General features: G+C 55.9%; 22 protein-coding genes. 12 read left to right on the top strand and 10 right to left on the bottom strand.

Annotated elements, in window-relative coordinates; translation table 11 throughout:
• The first annotated feature begins 291 nt into the window (after positions 1-291).
• Positions 292-1,413, top strand: a complete 1,122-nt coding sequence (gene mnmA, locus HS105_13185; GenBank protein ID MBE7517540.1) for a tRNA 2-thiouridine(34) synthase MnmA — start codon at positions 292-294, stop codon at positions 1,411-1,413.
• Positions 1,410-1,985: a 5-formyltetrahydrofolate cyclo-ligase gene (locus HS105_13180; protein MBE7517539.1), complete on the top strand. Its 576-nt coding sequence runs from the start codon at positions 1,410-1,412 to the stop codon at positions 1,983-1,985. Before mnmA ends, HS105_13180 begins: the two co-directional genes overlap by 4 nt.
• Positions 1,986-1,987: 2 nt before the next feature.
• On the opposite strand, the gene mscL is transcribed toward HS105_13180, so the two are convergent.
• Both mscL and HS105_13170 read right to left on the bottom strand, forming a co-directional pair.
• Entirely contained in the window at positions 1,988-2,410 is a 423-nt protein-coding gene (gene mscL / locus HS105_13175; GenBank protein ID MBE7517538.1) for a large conductance mechanosensitive channel protein MscL, read from the bottom strand.
• Positions 2,411-2,451: 41 nt separating this feature from the next.
• Positions 2,452-3,057 carry a polymer-forming cytoskeletal protein gene (locus HS105_13170; protein MBE7517537.1) on the bottom strand — a complete coding sequence of 202 codons (606 nt, stop codon included), beginning with the start codon at positions 3,055-3,057 and terminating at the stop codon, positions 2,452-2,454.
• A gap of 238 nt (positions 3,058-3,295) precedes the next feature.
• Here HS105_13170 and ttcA point away from each other — a divergent pair, with 238 nt between their 5' ends.
• Positions 3,296-4,198: a tRNA 2-thiocytidine(32) synthetase TtcA gene (gene ttcA / locus HS105_13165; GenBank protein MBE7517536.1), complete on the top strand. Its 903-nt coding sequence runs from the start codon at positions 3,296-3,298 to the stop codon at positions 4,196-4,198.
• Here the strand turns inward: ttcA and HS105_13160 are convergent.
• Both HS105_13160 and HS105_13155 read right to left on the bottom strand, forming a co-directional pair.
• Entirely contained in the window at positions 4,195-6,348 is a 2,154-nt protein-coding gene (locus tag HS105_13160; GenBank protein ID MBE7517535.1) for a serine hydrolase, read from the bottom strand. The genes ttcA and HS105_13160 overlap by 4 nt on opposite strands.
• Before the next feature lie 59 nt (positions 6,349-6,407).
• Complete coding sequence (locus HS105_13155; protein MBE7517534.1) at positions 6,408-7,940, bottom strand: O-antigen ligase family protein; 1,533 nt, start codon at positions 7,938-7,940, stop codon at positions 6,408-6,410.
• A gap of 104 nt (positions 7,941-8,044) precedes the next feature.
• On the opposite strand from HS105_13155, the gene HS105_13150 reads away from it, so the two are divergent.
• Positions 8,045-8,716 (top strand): hypothetical protein, encoded by a 672-nt coding sequence (locus HS105_13150; GenBank protein ID MBE7517533.1) that lies wholly within the window; start codon positions 8,045-8,047, stop codon positions 8,714-8,716.
• Between the two features lie 8 nt (positions 8,717-8,724).
• On the opposite strand, the gene HS105_13145 is transcribed toward HS105_13150, so the two are convergent.
• The 4 genes from HS105_13145 to HS105_13130 form a co-directional block, all read right to left on the bottom strand.
• Entirely contained in the window at positions 8,725-9,633 is a 909-nt protein-coding gene (locus HS105_13145; protein MBE7517532.1) for a hypothetical protein, read from the bottom strand.
• A 1-nt stretch (position 9,634) separates the two neighbouring features.
• Positions 9,635-10,465 (bottom strand): TIGR00159 family protein, encoded by an 831-nt coding sequence (locus HS105_13140; GenBank protein ID MBE7517531.1) that lies wholly within the window; start codon positions 10,463-10,465, stop codon positions 9,635-9,637.
• Positions 10,466-10,592: 127 nt separating this feature from the next.
• Positions 10,593-11,666, bottom strand: a complete 1,074-nt coding sequence (locus HS105_13135) for a rod shape-determining protein (protein ID MBE7517530.1) — start codon at positions 11,664-11,666, stop codon at positions 10,593-10,595.
• A 24-nt stretch (positions 11,667-11,690) separates the two neighbouring features.
• Positions 11,691-13,376, bottom strand: coding sequence for a GAF domain-containing protein (locus HS105_13130; protein ID MBE7517529.1), 1,686 nt, complete (start codon positions 13,374-13,376; stop codon positions 11,691-11,693).
• A gap of 68 nt (positions 13,377-13,444) precedes the next feature.
• Between HS105_13130 and HS105_13125 the strand changes: the two genes are divergently transcribed.
• The 5 genes from HS105_13125 (at position 13,445) to HS105_13105 (ending at position 18,267) form a co-directional block, all read left to right on the top strand.
• Positions 13,445-14,590 carry an aminotransferase class V-fold PLP-dependent enzyme gene (locus HS105_13125; GenBank protein MBE7517528.1) on the top strand — a complete coding sequence of 382 codons (1,146 nt, stop codon included), beginning with the start codon at positions 13,445-13,447 and terminating at the stop codon, positions 14,588-14,590.
• A gap of 56 nt (positions 14,591-14,646) precedes the next feature.
• Positions 14,647-15,015 (top strand): hypothetical protein, encoded by a 369-nt coding sequence (locus HS105_13120; GenBank protein MBE7517527.1) that lies wholly within the window; start codon positions 14,647-14,649, stop codon positions 15,013-15,015.
• A gap of 101 nt (positions 15,016-15,116) precedes the next feature.
• Positions 15,117-16,979, top strand: a complete 1,863-nt coding sequence (locus tag HS105_13115; GenBank protein MBE7517526.1) for an amino acid permease — start codon at positions 15,117-15,119, stop codon at positions 16,977-16,979.
• Positions 16,980-17,284: 305 nt separating this feature from the next.
• A complete protein-coding gene (locus HS105_13110; protein MBE7517525.1) occupies positions 17,285-17,599 on the top strand; it encodes a hypothetical protein in 315 nt (104 codons plus the stop codon).
• Positions 17,600-17,736: 137 nt separating this feature from the next.
• A complete protein-coding gene (locus tag HS105_13105) occupies positions 17,737-18,267 on the top strand; it encodes a hypothetical protein (GenBank protein ID MBE7517524.1) in 531 nt (176 codons plus the stop codon).
• A 93-nt stretch (positions 18,268-18,360) separates the two neighbouring features.
• Here HS105_13105 and HS105_13100 read toward each other — a convergent pair whose 3' ends face one another.
• A complete protein-coding gene (locus HS105_13100) occupies positions 18,361-19,320 on the bottom strand; it encodes a phosphoesterase (protein MBE7517523.1) in 960 nt (319 codons plus the stop codon).
• 86 nt (positions 19,321-19,406) lie between these two features.
• On the opposite strand from HS105_13100, the gene HS105_13095 reads away from it, so the two are divergent.
• The 3 genes from HS105_13095 to HS105_13085 are packed head-to-tail and all read left to right on the top strand — an operon-like array spanning position 19,407 to position 20,847.
• Positions 19,407-19,853 carry a GNAT family N-acetyltransferase gene (locus tag HS105_13095; protein ID MBE7517522.1) on the top strand — a complete coding sequence of 149 codons (447 nt, stop codon included), beginning with the start codon at positions 19,407-19,409 and terminating at the stop codon, positions 19,851-19,853.
• The gene (locus HS105_13090; GenBank protein MBE7517521.1) at positions 19,850-20,155 is read left to right on the top strand and encodes a hypothetical protein; all 306 of its coding nucleotides are present in this window, start codon (positions 19,850-19,852) and stop codon (positions 20,153-20,155) included. Before HS105_13095 ends, HS105_13090 begins: the two co-directional genes overlap by 4 nt.
• Positions 20,156-20,172: 17 nt before the next feature.
• Positions 20,173-20,847 carry an MBL fold metallo-hydrolase gene (locus HS105_13085; GenBank protein ID MBE7517520.1) on the top strand — a complete coding sequence of 225 codons (675 nt, stop codon included), beginning with the start codon at positions 20,173-20,175 and terminating at the stop codon, positions 20,845-20,847.
• A 78-nt stretch (positions 20,848-20,925) separates the two neighbouring features.
• Here HS105_13085 and HS105_13080 read toward each other — a convergent pair whose 3' ends face one another.
• Complete coding sequence (locus HS105_13080; protein ID MBE7517519.1) at positions 20,926-21,993, bottom strand: class I fructose-bisphosphate aldolase; 1,068 nt, start codon at positions 21,991-21,993, stop codon at positions 20,926-20,928.
• Positions 21,994-22,044: the final 51 nt, after the last annotated feature.

The following is a 22,044-nucleotide window of genomic DNA, read 5'->3' as shown; positions in this document are numbered from 1 at the left end:
GAGGCTTACGCGGCGAAGCCACAAAAAACAGCGTTCCGGCACACTCGGCCTGCGAATTCAACGCGCAACTAGTGCCTTTCGCCAGAGTTGTACGGGAGGTTATTTAGCGGACAGAGACCTTCATAGCAGGAGAGACTATAGCATTCGACGCGGCAAATGAAAATCGGCAGAGCACGTTTTTTCTATGCAAGAGATGCGAAGCTCCAGAATGCGTAATTTGGGATGTTTGATTACAAATTGGATACGGGAGGCATATAATAAAGAGTTTCGCGTCCGATACGCGAAAGTATTATGAAGATCGCAGTTGCGATGAGCGGAGGTGTCGATTCGAGCGCGGCCGCAGCATTGCTCAAAGAACAAGGACATGAACTCGTCGGTTTCACAATGCAGTTGTGGAACCAGCGGCGCGGCATCAGTGTCGATGAGAACGGCGACCCGCTGCCGTCACGCTGCTGCTCGCTCGATGATGTTTATGATGCACGCCGCGTTGCGGCATCGCTCGGCTTTCCGTTCTATGTGCTGAACCTCGAAGATGAGTTCGAAAAAGGTGTCGTCAAACCCTTTGTCGCAAGGTACCTCGCCGGCGAAACGCCGATACCGTGCGTTTCATGCAACTCACGGCTGAAGTTCGCCTCGCTCGACCGAATGGCCGCTAGCCTCGGCTGCGAGAAGGTCGCAACGGGACATTATGCACGCGTAAATTACGACGAAGCGAGCGGCAGGTATCGCCTTTTCCGCTCAACTAACCATTGGAAAGATCAGACCTATTTCCTTTGGGAATTGACGCAGGAGCAGCTCTCACGCTCGCTGTTCCCGCTTGGTGCGATGGAAAAGCAGGAGGTCCGCGAGATCGCACGGCACGCGGAACTCTACACCGCCGAGAAGCGGGAATCGCAGGAGATATGCTTCGTACCCGACGGAAAATACAGCGAGTTCATCGACCGCTATCTTGACCACGAAGGCGGCCAACGCCCCGACGGCGGCGAGATCGTGAACCTCAAGGGCGAGGTGATCGGTTCGCATACCGGCATCCATCGCTATACGATCGGCCAGCGTCGCGGCCTCGGCATCGCACATGAGCGGCCGCTCTATGTCGTAAAGATCGAGCGGGCGTCGAACCGCATCGTTGTCGGCGAAGAACACGATCTTGAGTCTCCGGAATTTATTGCCAAGGGCGTCAACTGGATCGCATTCGATGAGCCTTCGCATCCCGTGCGGGCGCGTGTAAAGGTACGCTATCGGCATGAGCCGGTCGCCGCAACGATCCATCCGCTCGGCGACACGCGCTCACGTATAGTCTTTGACGAGCCGCAGCGTGCGGTCACACCTGGCCAAACAACGATCTTTTACGACCCTGACGGAGGCGATGAGGTGCTCGGCGGCGGCTGGATCGTAAAGCCGGAGGACAGGTGACAAAGGCAGAGCTGCGTAAGCGATACCTCAGAGAGCGTAAGAGTATCAGCCTCAGCACCATCGCTGACGCAAGTAAAAAGATCGCAGACAGGCTGTTCTCGACGATCGATCTGCGAAATGCCGAGAACCTGCATACCTTCATACGCATCGCAAGGCTGAATGAGATCGACACTTCGGCGATCTATTTCAGGCTTTGGCGTGACCTGCCGCGGCTTGGCATCTACGCTCCGCGAAGCGATATGGCGACGGGCGAGATGGCCTCAGTAAAGTTCACGCCGGCGACCGAGATTATAGAAAGCGACCTCGGAATACGCGAACCTGCAGGGCCGGCGGTCGATAACGACGCGATATTTGATATAGTGCTTGTTCCGCTGATCGTTTGTGATGCTTCGGGCCAGCGTGTCGGCTACGGCAAGGGCTTTTACGACCGCTTTCTGGCAAAGTGCCGCAAGGATTGTCTGAAGATCGGCTTGGGGATCTTCGAGCCTGTCGATGCGGTCACGGACGCAAATGATAACGACATCCGGCTTGATATGTACATCATGCCGGATGCCGTGCTTGATCTTCGCTGAAGTTATTTCTTTTCCTTCAGAATATCGCGTATCTCGGTAAGCAGCGTTTCCTGCGGCGGCGGCGGCGTTTCTGCGGCAAGCCGTTTGAAGTAATCCATCGCCAGCTTAGCGATAATGAACATCACGAACGCGACTATAATGAAAGTTACGATATCGCTGATCAGCTGTCCGTAGCGGACCAGCGGAGCACCGCTCTTGACCGCGGCATCGATCTGTTCGGCGGTCGCACCTGCCTGCAGCTTGCCGCTCAGGTCGTAGAATTTTGTCTTAAAATCGATGCCGCCGGTAATCAAGCCGACGAAGGGCATAATGATGCCTTCCGTGAATGTCGAAATGACCTTGCCGAATGCCGCACCTATGATGACGCCGATCGCAAGGTCAAGAACATTGCCGCGTGCGATAAAAGCCTTGAATTCGTTCCACATAAAAAGCCTCCAAATTGCTTTGTGATCACAGATCGCCTGTATCAAGCATCGGCCGCATCAGCCTGTTCCTCTTCGGCCTCACCGAAAAGGCCGGCAGCGTCCGTCTCGACCGCCTGCGTTTCATAGGCCGGAGCATTGCTTGCCGCGATCTCCTTCTCGCGCATCTCGCGGGCCTTGAGCATCGAGCAGCTTCCCTCGAGTATCGCTCCTTCCTCGATGACGAGTTTTGGCGATTGGATGTTGCCCATCACGCGGGCCGTGCGGCCGAGCTGAAGTTTTTCAATAGCTACGATATCGCCGTTCACGGTGCCGTTTATCATGGCTGTGGCTACCGAGATGTTCGCATCGACCTGGCCGTTCGTGCCGACGATCAGCGTTCCCGTCTCGGATGCTACCGAACCGATAAGATGCCCGTCAACACGCAGCATAGCCTGAAATACCGTCTCGCCCGTGAGCGTCGTGCCGTGGCCGACAAAGCCGCTCAGGCGGCCTTCTTTGATGTCGCGTGCCATCGATTCGCTCTCGGAAACTGCCCGCGTTTGTGCCGATTGCGGCTCACTCGCGTATCGGTAGGCATCGCTCGGTGCCTGCGGTGTCGGTGTCTCGTGCGGCTCCTCCGGTCGGGAGCTTCTGCCCATTCTGATCATATCGATATTACCTCAACAAATTATTCTGTGCGGGGCCCAGGGCCGCCCGAGTCAATAGAACTGAAACCGAAACACTGTGAAATGCACGCATTTCCGAGCATTGCCGTGCCACGCTTATGTTTCGTCGCTATAATGATAAATGAGTTCTACGACGAGTGTCTAGTGATATTTTGGGGTTGTAAATCGCCCGCTAAAGTGTCAGACTCTAAGTTTTTCGGGCGTTTGACGCAGCAAGGTAATGAAGGCTGAGACAAAACTGAAGACCAAGCTTCTGAAGAAGATGGGCCGCGCCATCGAAGATTTCTCGATGATCGAGGACGGTGACAAGATCATGGTCTGCCTTTCGGGCGGCAAGGACAGCTATACGCTGCTCGACCTTCTGATCGACGTCCGGCGGCGTGCGCCGATCAAATTCGACCTGATCGCTGTAAATCTCGATCAAAAACAGCCGGGCTTCCCTGAACACATCCTTCCCGAATATCTCAGCGCAAAAGGCGTCGATTTTCGCATCGTCGAGGAAGATACATACTCGATCGTGCGTGCCCACATACCCGAGGGCAAGACGTTCTGCTCGCTTTGCAGCCGCTTGCGCCGCGGCATACTTTATTCGACGGCGGTCGAAGAAGGCTGTACAAAGATCGCACTCGGACATCATGCCGATGACATCATCGCCACGTTCTTGATGAACCTCTTTTATGTCGGCCAGCTAAAGGCGATGCCGCCGATCCTGCGGAGCGACGACGGCCGCAATACGCTCATACGCCCGCTCGCTTACGCACATGAGAGCGAGATCGCGGCGTATGCCGAAGAGCAGCAGTTCCCGATCATCCCGTGCAACCTTTGCGGTTCGCAGCCCAATATGAAGCGTGCCCGCGTAAAGCGGCTCGTCAACGACCTTGAGAAAGAAACGCCTTTCATCCGCAGCTCGATAATGACGGCTCTGACCAACGTAACAGCGTCGCACCTGCTCGATCGGAGCTTGTACGACTTTGGCGAGTTCGAGCCGCTGATCAAGACGATACCTGCGGGCCACGGCTCGGTCGAACGCGAGCTTGACGACGTGTTCGACCACAGCGAACCTTCGTTCAATGGCGACCCGACGCCTGCCGCGCGGCTGACTCAGATCACCTCAAGCCGCTAATCGAACTTCACCGGCCCGAACACCTTGTCATCGACAGGCACATTGACCTCGACCGATCGTATCGTAGTCGTGATCTTTCCCATGATCGCAGAAGTCGTAACCTCGCGGAACGGCATCAGAATGCCGCCGGCATCGCGGTAGTCGGAGAGATCCGTCCTGTATGGTAAGGCTTGGGACGACAAATCCGAGGCAATCTCGCCGACACGCCGCACGGTCAAGAAGGTCTTTTCGGAGACGTACTCCGTCCGATTCGTGCCTTTCTCCGATGTGTATTTGACGACGTAGCAGTCCTCGCCGTTGACCTTTTCGGTACCCGTAACCGCGACGGACGCCCAATTCTTTTTCCAATTCAATAGGTCATAAAAGTCCGCCGAGACGGCGGCATCGGCAAGCCGCTTGCCTGAGAACGGCTGCGTTTCGAAGAACGAAAGCTGTTCCTCGCCGCCTTTGCCGTCAAAATACGTGTATTCGGTGCCGATCGGCCGCCCGAGAGCGGTGAGGGTGATCTTGGCGGCAGCGAACGACGGCGCCTTTGCCCAAGACGTACCGGCACCCTTTACGCCTTGATTTTCAAGGTCAACATCGAACGCAGCGACACGCGTTTTGATCTTTCGCCAATTCGCTTCGCCGCCGCGTGCGTCGATCATCTTTTGCATCAACTCATCGACGGCGATCGGCGGCTTTTCGTTCTCCGTCTTCAGTTTGAACTCGAATTGACCCTCCGGCTGATTTACAACTACGGCCGTTACCTTGCCGGCGTCGTCGCGCTTTGCACCGAGCCAATATACAGCCGGCAGAGGCTCCATTGCATAGCCGCCGTTCGGACGCGGTACAAGTTTGTAGGGCTGCTGCCCGGAAATGTTGAAGGTGACGTTCCCGCCTTCACTTTTTATCTCGATCTCGGCACCGCCGGGGCCGGTGTATTTGCCGATGAGCGTCTCGGGGCTTGCTTCCTTCGTGCTGTTCGGCGCCGCGGCTTCTTCTTTCTTGGCCGGTATCATCTCCGGCAACAGCTGCGACCAAACGATCTCCATCGCTTCATTCGTAAGCGGTGAACCGCTCACATTGGTCAGCAGTGCGAACCCGAGTTTCTTCTCCGGTATCATCGCGACCATGGAGTTGAAGCCGTCGATCGAGCCGCCGTGCTGGACCACCGTCAGGCCGTGCCATTTTTGCAGGAACCAGCCCAATCCGTACGACATTGTTCCGTCGGGCGAGATCTTCATCTGCGGTTTCAGCCATTCTTCAAAGCCCTTGTCCGAGACCAGCCTTTTGCCGTGTGCGGTGCCGTCGTTCATTACGAATTCGAGCCACTTCGCCATATCGCGTACAGATGAGTTTATCGAGCCGGCCGGTGCTGATGCGGTGATATCACGGTACGGGAGCCGCCGTGTTGCCTTTGTTTCGGCATTGTACAGATAGCCGAGCGAGCGATCCTTTGCTTTCTCCAGCCCGGCAAGCGTCGTCGTGGTGTTGTACATTTTGAGCGGCTTAAGTATCCGCCGCGTAACGAACGTCTCCCACGGCTCTTTCTCGACCGTCGCAACGATCTCGCCGGCGGCCGCGAACATTATGTTCTGATATTGGAACGCCGCACCGAGCTTCGCGGTCGGCTTTGCCTCGCCCGCAACCTCAATAAGCTGTTTACGGTCGAGCTTATCGGAAAGCATCGCAAGGTCTGTCCGCATCAGCCCCGACGAGTGCCGCAAAAGGTCGCGGATCGTAATGGCTTTGTCCGTATCGGGATCGTTGATCTTGAAGTACGGCAGATATTGCTTTGGCGAGTCTTCCAATGAGAGTTTGCCTTCATCCTGAGCCATCAGGAGGGCCAACGCCGTGAACGCCTTTGTCGCGGAGCCGATCGGGAACTGTGTGTCGGGTGTGACGGCTATCTTGCCCTCAAGGTCTCGATAGCCCAAGCCTTTTAGAAAGATGATCTTGCCGTCCTTTACGATAACGAGGGCGGCACCTGGGATACCGAGTTCCTTACGGCGTGCGTCTATTTTCGCTTCGATCGCTGCGAGTGCGCCGGTGTTATCAGGCTTCGCCGCGGCTTGCGCGGCCGCACCGAACGGCAGCGATGCCGCTGTCAGAATTATCAAAAGAAGGGCGGCCGTAACATTGCGGATCTCAGCTTTCAGATGCTCCATATCATTTCCTCGCTCGGCGCGTACGGCCGAAATTTCTATTTTAGAACGAAACTCGCCGTTCACGAACCGGACGCTTGAGCATGATCTTTTAGTGCGATGGTGCGGACAAGCCCGATGCCGATGCCGATGATGATGTACAGTACGATCGCTACTTCCGCATCGCCCAGGTTGTTATGCACAAGGCCGCTGACGACAAAGCCCGCCATCGCTCCGAAACACCCAAGCAAAATGCCTCGGTCAGGCGGATCGGCGTTGCGTATCGCACGCTGCATCGCCAACAGGAATGCAGCTACGACCGCGATCCAGATCAGCAATGCAGGCAGGCCGCGTTCGGCAACGAGCTGCATCGGAAGGGAATGAAAATGCCCCATTTGCTGCCAGCCTTTATCGAACATTCCCCACTCGAACCAATGCGATTTGATCGAGTCCATTCCGACACCGAAAATGAAGTTGCGCGGGCTTGCTGTCCATATTCGAAAGCCGTCGCGCCACATCATTAAGCGATATTGCGTCGAGCCGTCAGAGGTGTCGATCATACCCACATCGCGCGAACGCTGAAGCAGGTAAAGTCCGAACGCGCCGGCGATGATCGTAACGACCGTCATCGAAATGATCGCCTTTCGGCTGCCGATCACGAGAATCATAACGAACGCGGCGGCGAGCATCGCCATTTCGGAACCGCGTGTTACGGTCAGGAAAAGGGCAAGCATCACCGCACCGAATACGAACGCAATGAGCAGGCGCGAGCTCAGAACACGCGGCACTTGGGGCGGCAGCTGGCGCTTTTGCAGGAATGCCGCCGCAAGGATACCGAACACCAATGCCCCGACAAGCATCAAGACCTCGGCGAATGTCGTGTAGTGGCTGTAAAACCCGCTCGAACGCCAATAGTGCGGCACACGCCAGCTCGTAAATCCCAGCCGCTCAGCAGGCGTTCCGGTGTCCGCGACAAGCGAGCAATCGACATTCGCGGTGCCGTAATAGTCAGGCCTATGGAACGGCACCTTCAACACGCCGCCCGTTCGCTGACAAGCGGCGACGATGTCCGCAGGGTCATAGATACGCGTGCTGCCGATACGCATCAGCTGATCGTTCTCGATCAGGCCCGCAGCTCCGAGAGCCCCGTCCGGTGCGACGCCGTGTATCTCGATGCCTCTGCCGATGATCCTGTAAACGGGTGCGATGAGCGCGACGATCGTTGTCGAAACAAGCAGCGTTGCCGTAATGAACCACGCCGCGCGAGCATTGCGGATCGTACGGTTGACGATCATCACGATCAGGAACAGCAGCGGTCCCTTCAGTTGGTCCAGCGACAACGCCCTGTCATAAGACGTAAATGCGGTAACCGCTGACCAAAGAAATAAACCGACGAGGGCTATCTCAACGGGATGAAGCGGCCGCCTTGCAGCCTTTGAGACAAAAAGCGACGCGGTGAACGCGGCCAGGGCAATGCCTCCGGTGATATTCGCGGCCGCTATCGAGAACGGTATCGAGAATGCCATCAGAACGACAAAAATGAATGTCGTGCGGGCAAGCAACTTTGCGGCGGGCCGAACCTCGTCGATACCCGCCAACGCATCAAGCCTTGTCATCAACTCTCGCATTTCCTAATATTTGACTTCCGCTGCGGTGCGGCCCGCTTGTAGCATTATGCACAATAGCGGCGAATGGTTCACGACGCGGCGGACAGTTGAGCATGGATCGCACAGACCTCTCGGTCAAAGCCGAGATCGCCCTATTATACGATATTTATGTGCCCGACGCGGCGGGCGGGCCGCTGCCGCTGCTGATCGCCGTACACGGCTACGGTGCTCATAAGCGTTATATGATGCGCGAGGCCAAGATTGTTGCCGACGAGCGGTTCGTCATCGCCTCTGTCGAGGCACCGCACCCGCATTACCGGCAAACCGACGATGGCTATCGTATCGGTTACGGCTGGCTATGCGATAAACGTCCCGAGCAGGACATTGCCCTGCATCACAAGTTCATTTTGGATGTGATGGCACAGCTTGACCGAGAGAGGCTGATAGACGAATCGAAGGTCTTTCTCTACGGCTTTTCGCAGGCATGTGCCTTGAACTTACGCTTCGCATTCACGCACGGCGAAGTGCTCGCGGGCGTTATCGGTGTATGCGGCGGCATTCCGGGTGATCTCGACACCAACGAAAACTACAGGCCGTTCGATGCGGCGATGCTGTATCTGTACGGCGACGATGATGAATTTTACAGCCGGGAGCAGTTCGCGTCATACGATGAACGGCTGCGGGCTATCCTTCCACGCTACGGCTCAAAACAGTATCATGCGGGCCATGCGCTGACTGACGAGATGCGCTCCGATATCAAAGCCTTTCTCGCCGCCGAAGGTTGACAGCGGCATCACTGCTGAGCCGGGCGTTTTACTTCGATGATGTCGACCAAATCTGCCGGCAGCACGACATGCATCACCTCTCTGTCCTGGTCGCCGCGTACAGGCTCAACCTTGATCTCGCTGGTACGCAGCTTCGCAAGGATGCTCTTCGGGCCGTAGAGCGTTACTGAGACCGCCTTTGGTACAGCCTCGGATGCAGGCACTGTGAAAGTGTGCTCGACACGCTTCTCGCCGATCTTGAACGATACGTCAACGACGGTGTTGTAGATCGTAATCCTGTTATCCGGCGAAGTTATCGGTATCTGCCGGGCAATGAGGTCTTGGTCCCGGCCGTCAAGCGAGATCTTGTCCGTGAACAGATGATCGATCGGATCGACCACCGAGCGCGGCCCGCGGATCTTGACCTTTTTCGGCACTATCAGAGGGTCGCCGTAAACCTCGAACCCTGCGGCCGGCCTGCCTGTTGTCACCGCGTGCACCTCGACATCCTTTTCTACCGCCGCCTCGATCGTGACGGGAACTCGGCTCGGCTGCAAATCCACTAACTTCACGCCTTCGGGTAGCGGGACCGAGACCGTCTCGGGCGTAAGCTCGATCACACGTTCGCCGGGCTGTATCTCTGAGAGATCTACGTTCACGATAAGGTCGCTGCGGCGTATCTGATCGACCTTATCGCCCGAGCCGCGAACCCGAAGTTCGACCTCCTGCACAGGTGCACTCGTAACTATCGCATTGTCGAGAACACGAAAATTCAACGGTGCCGAAAAGCGTTCGCTCGCCTGCTTGCCTCGGCTTACGACCGTTACGCCGAACCAAAGGCCCAGCGTGATGACAAGTGCGGTCAGCTTCAACGCCCAATCTTCAAGGAAGATCTGGCGAAGTATATGTTTGGCAAAAAGTGTCCGCGTTTCTGCCATATCAATCGGCTCCCTCCGCAAGGTCATCGGCGAACTGTGATGCCGGAAGCGTTTCGGTAAGCGGAACCTGCATCGCATCGAGCAGGAGTTTGCGAAGCGTCGGCGGGTCGAGGTTGCGCCGAACCTGTCCTGACTCGACGTATGTGATCAGGCCGGTCTCCTCGGAAACCACAAGTGAGATGGCATCCGAGCCTTCGGTGATCCCGATAGCGGCGCGGTGCCGCGTGCCGAGTTCGCGTGAAATTTCAGGGTTCTTTGTCAGCGGAAGGAAGACCGAGGCGGCGGCGATCCTTTCGTTCTGGATGATCACGGCGCCGTCGTGCAGCGGCGTTTCAGGCCGAAATATCGTAACAAGGAGGTCATAGCTGATCCTTGCGTCAAGCATCACGCCTGCGTCGATGAAATTGCGCAGCCCGACACTGCGTTCGATCACGATCAATGCTCCCGTCTTGTCCGAGGCAAGCGTCGTCATAGCCAGCACGATCTCATCATAGACCGAGCCGCCGAACTGCGAACGCTGGCGTTTGATGATCGGGTAGCGGAGCCTGTTGGCAAAGTACATCAATGCCTGCCGTATCTCCGATTGGAAAAGCACGATAATGGCGATCCCGATGAATGCGACCGCGTAGCGCAGAACGAATTCCAGCGTCGGCAGATCGTATGCGACCGATATCCAATAAAGCAGTGCAAGAATGACCATCCCGATCACCGTCGGGACGGCGCGCGTGCCGCGCAGCAGCTTCAGCACGACATAGACGATGATGAATACCAACGCTATGTCGATCACGCTGCGGAGCGTGTTCAATGTGGCTATGAGGTCACTGTAATCCATGCCGACGGGCCCGGCTCCGTTCAATGGTTGCAGAATAACACAGAGTCCGGGCGAAACCGTCTCTATATCGCCTGACAATGCGTAAAATATCTTCCTTCGGGGCCGTCAGCAGCGGTCAGATAAGGCCTCAGACCTCAAAAGGTATCTCGGCGTTACGGAGCAGGTGAAGTTCGTTGCGTGAGACGCGTTCGAGCAGGTCTTGATCATCGAACATCTTTACGAGGCCGTGTACGGTCGCATAACGCGGCTCGTCGGGGACGGTTACCGGAAGCTTTATGAACTCCCGCAGGTATCTGTCGATGCCTTCGAGCAGAGCGCCGCCGCCCGTCAGGATCACGCCGCGATCGTAAATGTCGGCCGCTACCTCGGGCCGAAGCTCGGTCAAAGTATCTTTCACGCGCGTCGCAATGCGGCGAACGATGGCCTCAACGATCGGGTATATCTCGCCTGCAGTTATCTCGACAGCCGCGGGGCTTCCGGTCTGAACATCGCGGCCGCGAACCTCCATCGAGCGCGAAAGATCGGACGGCAGGAATGCAGATGCGAAATTCGTCTTTATGAACTCCGTTGTCTCGCTGCCGACCTGCAATCCGCGATGGCGCCGCAAGTGCGTCGCGATCGCATCATTTATGGCATTAGAGCCGTGCCTGTCGGATGCCGAATTAACTATGGCACCTTTTGCGATCACCGCAAAATTCGTTGTTCCCGAGCCAATGTCAACGATAGCCGATGCACGCTTGTCGCTTGGCAGAACGCCGACCCCGAATGCGGCGGCAAGGCCTTCTTCCATCATAAAGACCTTTCCGATGCCTGCATCTTCGGACGCGTTAAGGAGCGCCCGCTGTTCAACGTGTGTTACGTCCGAGACGATCGACATTACGGCTTGTATCGCGATGTTCGAGCCGCGTGTCTTTGCCTTTTTGACAAAGTGGGCGAGCATCCGCTTAGTGCGTTCAAAGTCGCCGACCACGCCGCCCGTCAGCGGAGCGACAACCGCGACATCGCGGCCTTCGCGGCCCGCCATATCGCCGGCATCGCGGCCGTAAGCAACGATCTCTTCGGTCATCTCATTGACGGCTACGAGCGAAGGTTCATCGAGCACTACGCCGCGATCTTTCACGGCGATGATGATGCTGGAAGTGCCGAGGTCGATCGCCATCGAATCGGTAACAAGTTTTTTTAGTGATGAGATCTTGAGCATGGGCGTCGCGGCTATTATATCAACTTATTTCCAATTCAACTCAAAAAGCGTTACGGGCTGACGGCGATTTTTAACCGAAAGCGGTTCGCGTGCGGTCACGGGAAAGATGTTCCCGGCGGCAGTTTGCGTTGCCTCACTAAGCAAGATCTGTCCGGGCCCGGCATTCGATTCGAGGCGGGATGCGAGGTTCACTGTATCGCCGATCGCCGTGTATTCCGAGCGTTTGTCGGAGCCGATATAGCCGACGACCGCCTCGCCGGTGTGCAACCCGACGCCGACCTGTACGGCCGGAAAGCCTTCGGCACGCAGCTCATCATTAAGCTTTACAACACGCTTTTGCATCGCAACGGCGGCCTTGACCGCATTGACCGGATCATTTTGCGAAGCGGTCGGTGCACCGAAAAGAGCCATCAATCCGTCGCCGATATATTTATCGAGCGTCCCGCCGTGTGCAAAGATCACTTCGGTCATTGCAGAGAAGTATCGGTTAAGCAGAGCGACGACCTTTTCCGGCTTTTCGTGCTCCGACAGAGCCGTAAATCCGCGTATGTCGGCGAACAGCACCGTTACCGTTTGGTTCACGCCGCCGAGCCTGAATGAATTCGGGTTTTCGAGCAGCTGCTTGACCACATATTCGGGCAGGAAACGCCCGTAGTTCGCTCGTGCGACCTCTTCGCGTGCCAAGCGGTTGTGCGCCTTTACCGTCTCGACCGTAACTGCCGTCTGCGCGGCCACGGCACTGACAAGTTCGAGGTCGTCCTGAGTAAAGGCCGCGAAGGGATCAAGCCGGTCGGCATAGACCACGCCATGTACGTTCGACTGCGTGATGAGCGGTGCGCAGATAGTGGAGCGGATGCCTTGCGAAACGATCGACTCCGAGCCAACGAACTGTGCATCCGTGCGGGCGTCCTGACTCAGTATGGCGACCTTTTCATTCATCACCTTTTGCGTGATGGTGCGGCTGACAGGCATCTTTTCGGACAGCTGTTTGATGCTGTCATCGCGTGTTCGCGAACCGATCTGATAAAGGCTGTAGGTCAGTATCTTGCCGTCAACCGTCTCATCCGCCAGCAATGCGATCACCCGGTCGGCAGGTGTGCCGCGAAAGATAAGGTCGGTCGCCTTTTCAAATATCTCTTCGAGGTCAAAGATCGTGCCGAGCGTCTTTGACATCTCGAACATCAGTTCGAGCAGCTTTGCTTTGCGGCGAAGATCCTTTACTTCGTCAGGTGTTGCTGCGGGCGACTCGATCTGCAAATGCGACCGGCCTCCGATTATCTCGCTTGCCGAGATCCTTACCTGCGTGTTGCCAAGCGGCGTATCCTCATACTGCACGGCGCCGGGCGCCAACGCCGCGGATACGACAGGCTCAGGTTCCGGCATTGCCTGAGGCTGTTTGAAGCCGAACTCAAGTACACTTTCGCCTACGCGGATCTTGTCGCCGGCCGAGAGTATCCATTGCTGCTCCGGCGCACCGTTTACATAAACATGATTGACGCTACGGACCAGTTTTCCGTTCTCATAATAGCCGTCAACTATCTGAAACCCTTGCGGCCCCGAGCTTAAATGTGCGTGTTTACGCGAAACGCGGCTGTCATTCAGTACAATGTCGTTCCCTTTTGCCCTGCCGATCATATAGAGGCGTCCTGTCTCGAGCTCGATCTCGAAAGTGCTGCCTGTCGGTTCGGTTATCGTAAGTATTGCGTCCACGATGTTTATAATTGTAAATGGTAATTCTAAAATGTAAACAACGGGGCTTCGGGCCGCGGCCGGGTACAATGATCTATCTCGATAATAATGCTACGACACGTATCGCCGATGAGGTTCTTGAAGCGATGATGCCTTTTATGACCGGCGAATTCGGCAACGCATCGTCAAAACATTCGGCAGGCACGGCTTCGAGAAAAGTCGTGAAAACCGCACGCGAACAGGTTGCGGCGTTGCTTGGCGCCGCCTCACCCGATGAGATCGTCTTCACCTCCGGCGGTACCGAAAGCGACAATTGGGCGATCCTGGGAGCTCTCCGCGTCCGCCCTGACAGCAAACATATCATTACGAGCGCCGTCGAGCACGAGGCAGTGCGGTTCCTTTGCGACAGGCTTGAAAAAGAAGGCTGCGAGGTTACACGCCTCGGGGTGGACAGCGAAGGCCTGCTTGACCTTGACGAACTTCGCTCGGCGCTTCGGCCCGACACCGCGATCGTATCAATTATGACCGCGAATAACGAGACCGGCGTACTTTTCCCGATCGAAGCAGCGTCCCGGATGGTGCATGAATACTCCGACGCTCTGTTCCACACCGACGCGGTCAATGCCGCAGGCAAAACGCCGATAAACGCCGCACATACCGGCGTCGATCTGCTGTCTGTCTCAGGTCATAAATTTCACGCACCTAAAGGCATCGGCGCGCTGTACATTCGCCGTGGTGTCGAACTCCCGCCGCACTCGATAGGCGGCGGACAGGAAGCCGGCAGAAGGGCGGGAACCGAAGCAGTGCACCAAATAGCCGGCCTCGGCGCCGCAGCGGAGCTCGCCGGAGCTCTCGCGGCAACGGAGCCTGTCCGCGCGCTTCGCGATCGGCTGGAGAACGGAGTGCTCGCCTCAATTGAATGTGCGTCCGTCAACGGCACACGCGACCCGCAGCGGCGGCTTGCCAACACCTCGAACATCTCATTCGAGGGCCTCAACGGCGATATGATAATGGATATGCTGGACAGCCGCGGCATCTGCGTCTCGACCGGCTCGGCATGCAGCGATGCTCATCATCGGGCGTCGGCGACGCTTGCGGCAATGGATGTACCATTCTCACGCTCGATGGGTTCGATAAGATTTTCGCTCAGCCGCTATAATACTGACAGAGATATCGAGACGCTGTCGGATGAACTTCCGCCGATCATAGAAAAGCTGCAAGCAATAGCCCCTTGATCCGTTCAATGTCTGTCGATACTCGACGATCAACTAAATCGGAGTTAATGATGATCATGAAAAAATTCACATTCTTTGTCCTGCTCGGACTTGTTTTCGCGTTCGGTGCGGCCGCATCGCAGACCCGTGTTTCGGCACAGCTGACCGGTGCATACAGCAAGGCCAAGGTTTCAGACAAACAGGTAAAGGCCGCTGCTGCTTTCGCCGTCAGCGAACAGGCAAAGGAACACAATGCCAAGGTCAAGCTCGTCCGCATCACCAAGGCTCAAACGCAGGTCGTTGCGGGTATGAATTACCGCGTATGTATGCAGGTTCGCGACGGTTCGCGGGGACGCAAGCACACCGTTACCGCGGTTGTTTACAGGGATCTGCAGAACAAATATTCACTGACATCTTGGGATGTCGGCAAGTGTTCTGCTGACTAGGTCGCTCTATTTCCTTGACTACGTTAGGCTTTTGGGTCAGAATTTCGCGTAAAACGAACTCTCCAAGCAGCCACAGAACCAACGATCCGGGAGCTTAACGTATGTCGAACTCGATCTTTCGCAAGAAATCCATAGCACAAATACAGGCGGATGCGGCCGCAGGCTTCTCTGACTCTGAGACCTTGGTGCCGGGCCAACCGGCCGAAGACAGCGTTACGGGGCTTCGCCGCTCGCTGAACACTTTCGACCTGACGATGCTCGGTATTGCCGCCATCATCGGTGCGGGAATTTTCGCGATGGTCGGCCAAGCGTCATTCAACGGCGGGCCGGGCGTCATCCTTCTGTTCATTTTTGCCGCGATCGCGTGCGGATTTGCCGCGCTTTGCTACGCCGAGTTCGCATCAAAGATACCGATCGCCGGCTCTGCATACACATACGCCTACGCAAGCTTTGGCGAACTTCTGGCATGGATCATCGGCTGGGACCTGCTTGTCGAATACGCGATCGGCAACATTGCGGTCGCGATCTCGTGGAGTGATTATTTTACGGGCCTTTTGGCGCGCATCAATGCGCCGTCTATCGGCTTTCCGAACGGCATCAATATCCCGCTGCATTTCACGATGGACTTCCGCACGGCGCATCAAGGCTTTGATGCCGTGTCAAAGGTGATCGCGGACGGCAGCACGCTCGAAAGCCTGAGAACGGCCTGTGACGCAGCGGATGCCGCCGTCAACTGCGGCCAGATCGAGGCCTATACGGCGTACAGTACGGCACCGCACCTCTTTGGCATTCCGGTTATCGCCGACCTGCCGGCTCTTGGCATCGTCTTTGTGATAACGGCCCTCGTTTACATCGGCATACGCGAATCAAAGACCGCATCGAACATAATGGTCGCGTTAAAGCTTGCGATCATCATGCTCGTGATCATTCTCGGCGCGTTCTACGTGAACGCCGAGAACTGGAACCCGTTCCTGCCGAATGGCTTCAAGGGTGTTATGACGGGCGTTGCCGCTGTTTTTTTCGCTTACATCGGCTTTGACGCCCTATCGACGACGGCCGAAGAATGTAAGGATCCTTACAAGACGCTGCCGCGCGGAATGATCTTGAGCCTTATCATCTGTACGGTGCTCTATGTGCTGCTGGCTTTGGTGCTGACCGGAATGGTCTCGTATAAAAAGCTCAACGTCGGCGATCCGCTGGCGTTCGTATTCGGCCCTGAAGGCGTCAATATCGCTTGGGTCTCAGGCATCATCGCGGTCAGTGCTGTTATCGCCTTGGCGACCGTGCTGCTCGTTTTCCAACTCGGCCAACCGCGTCTTTGGATGGCGATGAGCCGCGACGGCCTCCTGCCGAAGATATTCTCGTCCATTCACCCGAAATTCCGAACTCCGTGGTTCTCGACGATACTCACGGGTATTGTTGTCGCGATCCCGGCATTATTCATGAATCTTTCAGAGGTTACCGAGCTTTCGGTCATCGGCACGCTCTTCGCGTTCACGATCGTTTGCGCGGGAGTGCTTGTCAAAGACAAGGAATTTACAGGGCAAAAACGATTCGTCCCTTACATAAATTCCATGCTGATCGGCCCAGCGGTTTTCTTGATCATCTGGGGATTGCTGCTCGCGTACAACGGCGAAGCGGTACGCAATTTCTTTGTTGATTACACGCCGTCCGCCGAAGATATTAAGAACGGATACGAGACGACGACGCGCGTATTTTTGGAGCGGATACCGTACTTCGGCTTTATGATCTTCTCGGCGATCATGGCCGTTCTGTGCTTTGTAAAACGTCTCTCGCTGATTCCCGTGCTCGGAATAATGTGCTGTACATATCTGATGACCGAACTCGGCTGGACGAATTGGTTCCGCTTCGGCGTGTGGCTGATCGTAGGTTTGGTCGTTTACTTCCTTTACAGCCGCCGGCACAGCAAGCTCAATTTTCAAAAGGAGGAGTCAGCGGCTTGAGCCTGATATAATAAGTAACGGCAGTTCTTATTTCACTGCCTGCAAGGAGGTGTGATATGAAGGTGAATTGGCTCACCGATGCTGATGCGGCGTTAAAGGCCGCTAAGGACAGCAGCAAACCGTTACTTATTGATTTCAGTGCCGCACCCGGTTGAGGCGGCTGCCTGCGGCTCGAACAAGAGTCGTATGCTGACGCAGGTCTTGCGTCATTCATAAACGAGAACTTCATCGCCCTTGAGGTTCACATCAAGGAGAACCCGAAGAATTTTCACCGCTTTGATGCTCTCTGGACACCGACGGTGCTTGTGATGGACCCTGACGGCAAAGAGCGTACTCGGCTTGAAGGCTACCTGACAAAGGATAATTTCCACGCTTATCTGATGATGGGCCTTGCACGTGTTGCATTCACGAGCAAGGATTTTGAGGCCGCCGAGAAGCTTTACGCAAAGGTTGCCGAGACGATGCCGGATTCTCAATTCGCGGCCGAGGCGGTCTATTGGAAGGGCGTATGTGTTTACAAAGCAACAGGTGACGCGAGCGCACTTGGCGCGGTTACCAAGGCGTTCAAAGACCAATATTCCGATACAATATGGGCCGAGAAGTCCATACCGTGGGGATGATCTGACACGGCTTTGCCCGACGTAAAGGACGAGTTCGTAACTTACAATTCTTTACGTTGACGGAAAACATTTTTGAGATAAACTTGCATCACAGTTCACCTGTGACCGGTTTATCTCAATTTTTTTGGAGCGTTCTTATGAAAAGGAATGTTATGTTTGCGGCAGTTGCCGTACTTGTGTTCTCGTTCGCGGCGTTCGGCCAGGATTATTCGGGAACATGGAATTTGGATAAGGCGGCGTCAAAGCTTGACGACCGCTCAAAGAACATCGAGTCGATGACGCTTACGATCACTCAAACCGAGAAAGAGATCACCGTTGCCACTGAGACAAAACGTGCGATGAGCAGCGAAGGCGGCAGAATGGGCGGGCGCATGGGCGGCGGTATGATGGGCGACAGCACGACCACCTATTCGCTCGACGGCAAGGCGAAAAAGACCGAGGTCAAAACGCAGAACGGCTCGATGCCTGCATCGCTCAAGGCGAAAAATGAAAAGGACAAACTCGAGCTAACACGCGACGTCAGCTTCAGCAGCCCGATGGGCGAGGTTACGATCTTAAATAAGGAAACGCTGACACTCAGTGCGGACGGCAGGACGCTGACCATGCACCGCGAGATGTCATCGCCGCGCGGCACGACATCGAACACCTTCGTCTTTCATAAACAGTAGCTTCGCCGCAGACCCGCGACGAATATCCTATATCAACCGAAAGGCCTTTGATACAGCACCTGCTTGTGGTGCGTCAAGGGCCTTTTGGCATATTCAATCGGGAAACTGAAGCAGTTCTATGATCTCCCGCATATACTTGCGGCCTGTCTCGGCTTGGCCCGGTGCAAGCGAGACGGCACCGACAACGGCATGGCCGCCTCCGCCGTATTTTTCGCATATCTCGGCGATGTTGTGCGTTCGCGGCCGCGGCGCCCACGGGTTCGAGCCGACCGATATCTTTGTGCGGAATGAGCTTTCGCTGAGCGAAACCACGTAAGTAACCTCGGGATGATAGTAGTACGGAATGAATTTGTTGTAGCCTTCGATGCCGGTGCCGATCAGGTCGAATGAGACAACGCCGCGCTCAGCAACGGCACGTTCTTTTATGATCGCCGCTGTCGCCCAGTGCTGCTCAAGGATCGGGGCGAGTTTTGCCTGTATCTCAGGCGCCGCAACAATATTATCGAGCGTGTCGCGTGTCAGCATCTTGATGATCTCTTCGACAAAGGCCGGATCCTTTTCGCCCTCGATCACCTGCATCAGCTTTAGTGCCGACGAACGCAGCTCGACGCACTGTGCGGGCGAATCATAAAGAGCTCCGTCGATTATATGTGCCCAATGGACAAGCTCATCAAGCGACGGGTCATAAAAGCCGAACTTCTCCTTTGCCACGCGGGCTATGAATTCGGCACACGATCTACTCGTCGTATCAAGGAATTTTTTGCCCGACGTGTCTGCCAGAAAATGCTCTTCATCGGCCTTTGACAGGAACGCCGACTGATGATGATCGAACCACCATGTAAGGCGCTCGTCGGGGCAGTATTTGAAATCGACTATCGCATTCTCATCGCCGTCAAACTGCTCGCGGTCAAAGGCATTACCCGCACGGTGCATCGTCGGCGTATAGGCAATGTCGGCATCGCCAGCGACCGTCGCTCTGTAAAATTTCGTAAAGATGGCCGCTGACGACACACCGTCAAAACAATTGCCGTGATAAAGTATTCTTAGCTTCATAGGTCGTCCGGGTTTTGCAGGGTGCTCGCCGCCGTCGCAAAACATCATAGGCTAGAGGACGATCGGGCATTCGTCAAGACAAGGAAATGAATATAAGGTTCGCAAAGGTCGAAGATGCCGACGCGATCGCGGGCTTTCAAGTGGCAATGGCACTTGAAACAGAGGACAGAGTTCTCGATGCCGAAGTCGTCGCCGGTGCTGTGCGCGATGTGTTCGCTGACGGCATGAAGGGTTTTTATGTTGTCGCCGAGGACGCCGGCGAGGTCGTCGGCAGCCTGATGATATCGTACGAATGGAGCGACTGGCGGCGCGGTTGGTGGTGGTGGATACAGAGCGTTTACATTAAGCCGAAAGCACGCGGCCGCCATATTTACAGCCTTATGTACGAGTTTGTAAAGCAGAAAGCTCAGCACGCGGGCAATGTAAAAGGCATACGCCTTTATGTCGAGACCGAGAATGAACACGCCCAGCGCGTCTATGAAAAGCTGGGGATGAGCCGCTCGCCCTATTTTATGTACGACGCAGAATTATGACCACGATCACCGAGCCGGAATTTGCACGGATCGTGGGCGATATTCACAGCGACCGCGAGAGCATTGTCAAACACAACCCGCACGGCACCGAGCAGGAGATACTGCTTTGGATGCTCTTGAGCTGCCTGATAAGCTATTTGAGCCTCAGCGAGATCGAAACGCCGTGCTTCAACGGCCGCCCCGACGCACGTATGTACCATGACGCCATTCATCATGTACTCAAGGGCCGGGCGGCGCATCCTTTCGATGCGGCAAAACATCTCGCGCTGTTTGAGCCTGGCCTTGAGGGAACTGCGGCCTGAGCCTGCTGTTTTTCGCCATGCGGATCGAGACCTTCGTCCTTTCACTCTTTCAACAGAACACGCGTGTCGTAGCGTGTGAGGCGACACGGCAGGCCATCTGCATCGACCCTGCTGAACCCTCACGCGAACTTGTCGAGTTCATTCGCGGCAGCGGCCTCGAGCTGCAGGCTATCGCGATAACGCATGCACATCTTGATCACATCGGCGGCGTCAAAGCTCTGGCAGACGAGTTTCCCGAAAGCGAGATACTGATCCACAAGGACGACGAGGAGCTATATTTCGCGCTTCCGCAGCAGCCGCTAAGGATCGGCTTTCAGCCGCATCAGCTTACGGCTATGGGGCTCAGCTACGACGCTCCGCCGCTGCCGACACGCTATTGGCAGCACGGCGAAACATACACGGTCGGCGAACTCCGTTTCTCCGTCAGGCACTGTCCGGGACACACGCCCGGCCATGTTGTGCTGGCCGAGATCGAGCGAAAGAGCGTGTTCGTCGGCGATTGCCTCTTTCTCGGCTCGGTCGGCAGGACCGACCTTCCGGGCGGCAACCACGAACAGCTTATCGACTCGATAAATGAACAGATACTCTCGCTCGATGACGAAACGATAGTGTATTCGGGACACGGGCCTGAGACGACCGTGGGCCGCGAGCATGCGACAAACCCTTTTCTTACAGGTATTTACAAGTATTAAGAATAAGAAGCCGGCTGCGGCGGTCACCTTGGGTAATAAGGCTCATTCCGCAAACCGGCAGAAAAGAATGACGTTCGCTTATGCGACGGTGATCGAGGTGTCGAGGTAAACGTCCTGAATGGCGTTCAGCAGTTCGACGCCTTCGGCCATCGGGCGTTGGAACGCCTTCCGGCCTGAGATAAGCCCCGTGCCGCCGCCGCGTTTGTTGATGACCGCCGTACGCACGGCCGCTGCGAGGTCGCCCGCACCCTTCGACTCGCCGCCCGAGTTTATAAGGCCGCAGCGTCCCATATAGCAGTTAGCTACCTGATAACGCACGAGGTCGATCGGATTGTCCGTCGTAAGTTTTTCGTAAACCAGCGGGCTTGTCTTGCCGTAGCTTCCGTTCTTGTTGAGTGCGGGATAGCCGCCGTTACGTTCGGGCAATTTCTGCTTGATGATATCAGCCTGGATGGTAACGCCGATATGATTTGCCTGTCCCGTAAGGTCAGCCGCGGTGTGCATATCGCCTTCGGGTGTTTTGAACGCCGAGTTACGCAGGTAGCACCAGAGGATCGTCGCCATTCCAAGCTCATGTGCGTAGGCGAACGCCTCCGAGACCTCAGTGATCTGGCGGGTCGATTCTTCAGAACCGAAATAGATCGTCGCGCCGACGGCCACAGCACCCATGTTGTATGCCTGATCGATCGTGCCGAACATCACCTGATCGAACTTATTCGGATACGTCAGAAGCTCGTTGTGATTTATCTTTACGATAAAGGGTATCTTGTGTGCGTATTTGCGCGACACAGCGCCGAGAACGCCAAAGGTCGAGGCTACGGCGTTGCAGCCGCCTTCCATCGCAAGTTTGACGATATACTCAGGGTCAAAATACTGCGGATTCGGGGCAAAGCTCGCTCCGCCGGAATGTTCGATGCCCTGATCGACAGGCAAGATCGACAAATAGCCCGTGCCGGCGAGGCGTCCGTTCCCGTAAAGCGCCTGCAAACTCCGGAGAACTCGCGGATTCCTGTCAGAAATGCTCCAAACCCGGTCAACAAAGTCGCTGCCCGGCAAACTGAGCTCTTCCTTGGGGATCGTCCGCGAAACGTGGTTCAAAAGGCTGTCGGCATCATCGCCGAGAAGTTGTGCGATATCAACGGTCATTTTTGAAATGAACCTCCTGAAAGATCTGTAAGAAATGCGTGTTCAAGCAGA

Origin of the sequence: Chloracidobacterium sp. (assembly GCA_015075585.1) — a bacterium.
In the GTDB taxonomy this organism is placed as follows: Bacteria; Acidobacteriota; Blastocatellia; order Pyrinomonadales; family Pyrinomonadaceae; genus OLB17.
Note: the sequence above shows the minus strand (reverse complement) of the source record. Positions and strands in the feature narration are given on the sequence as shown.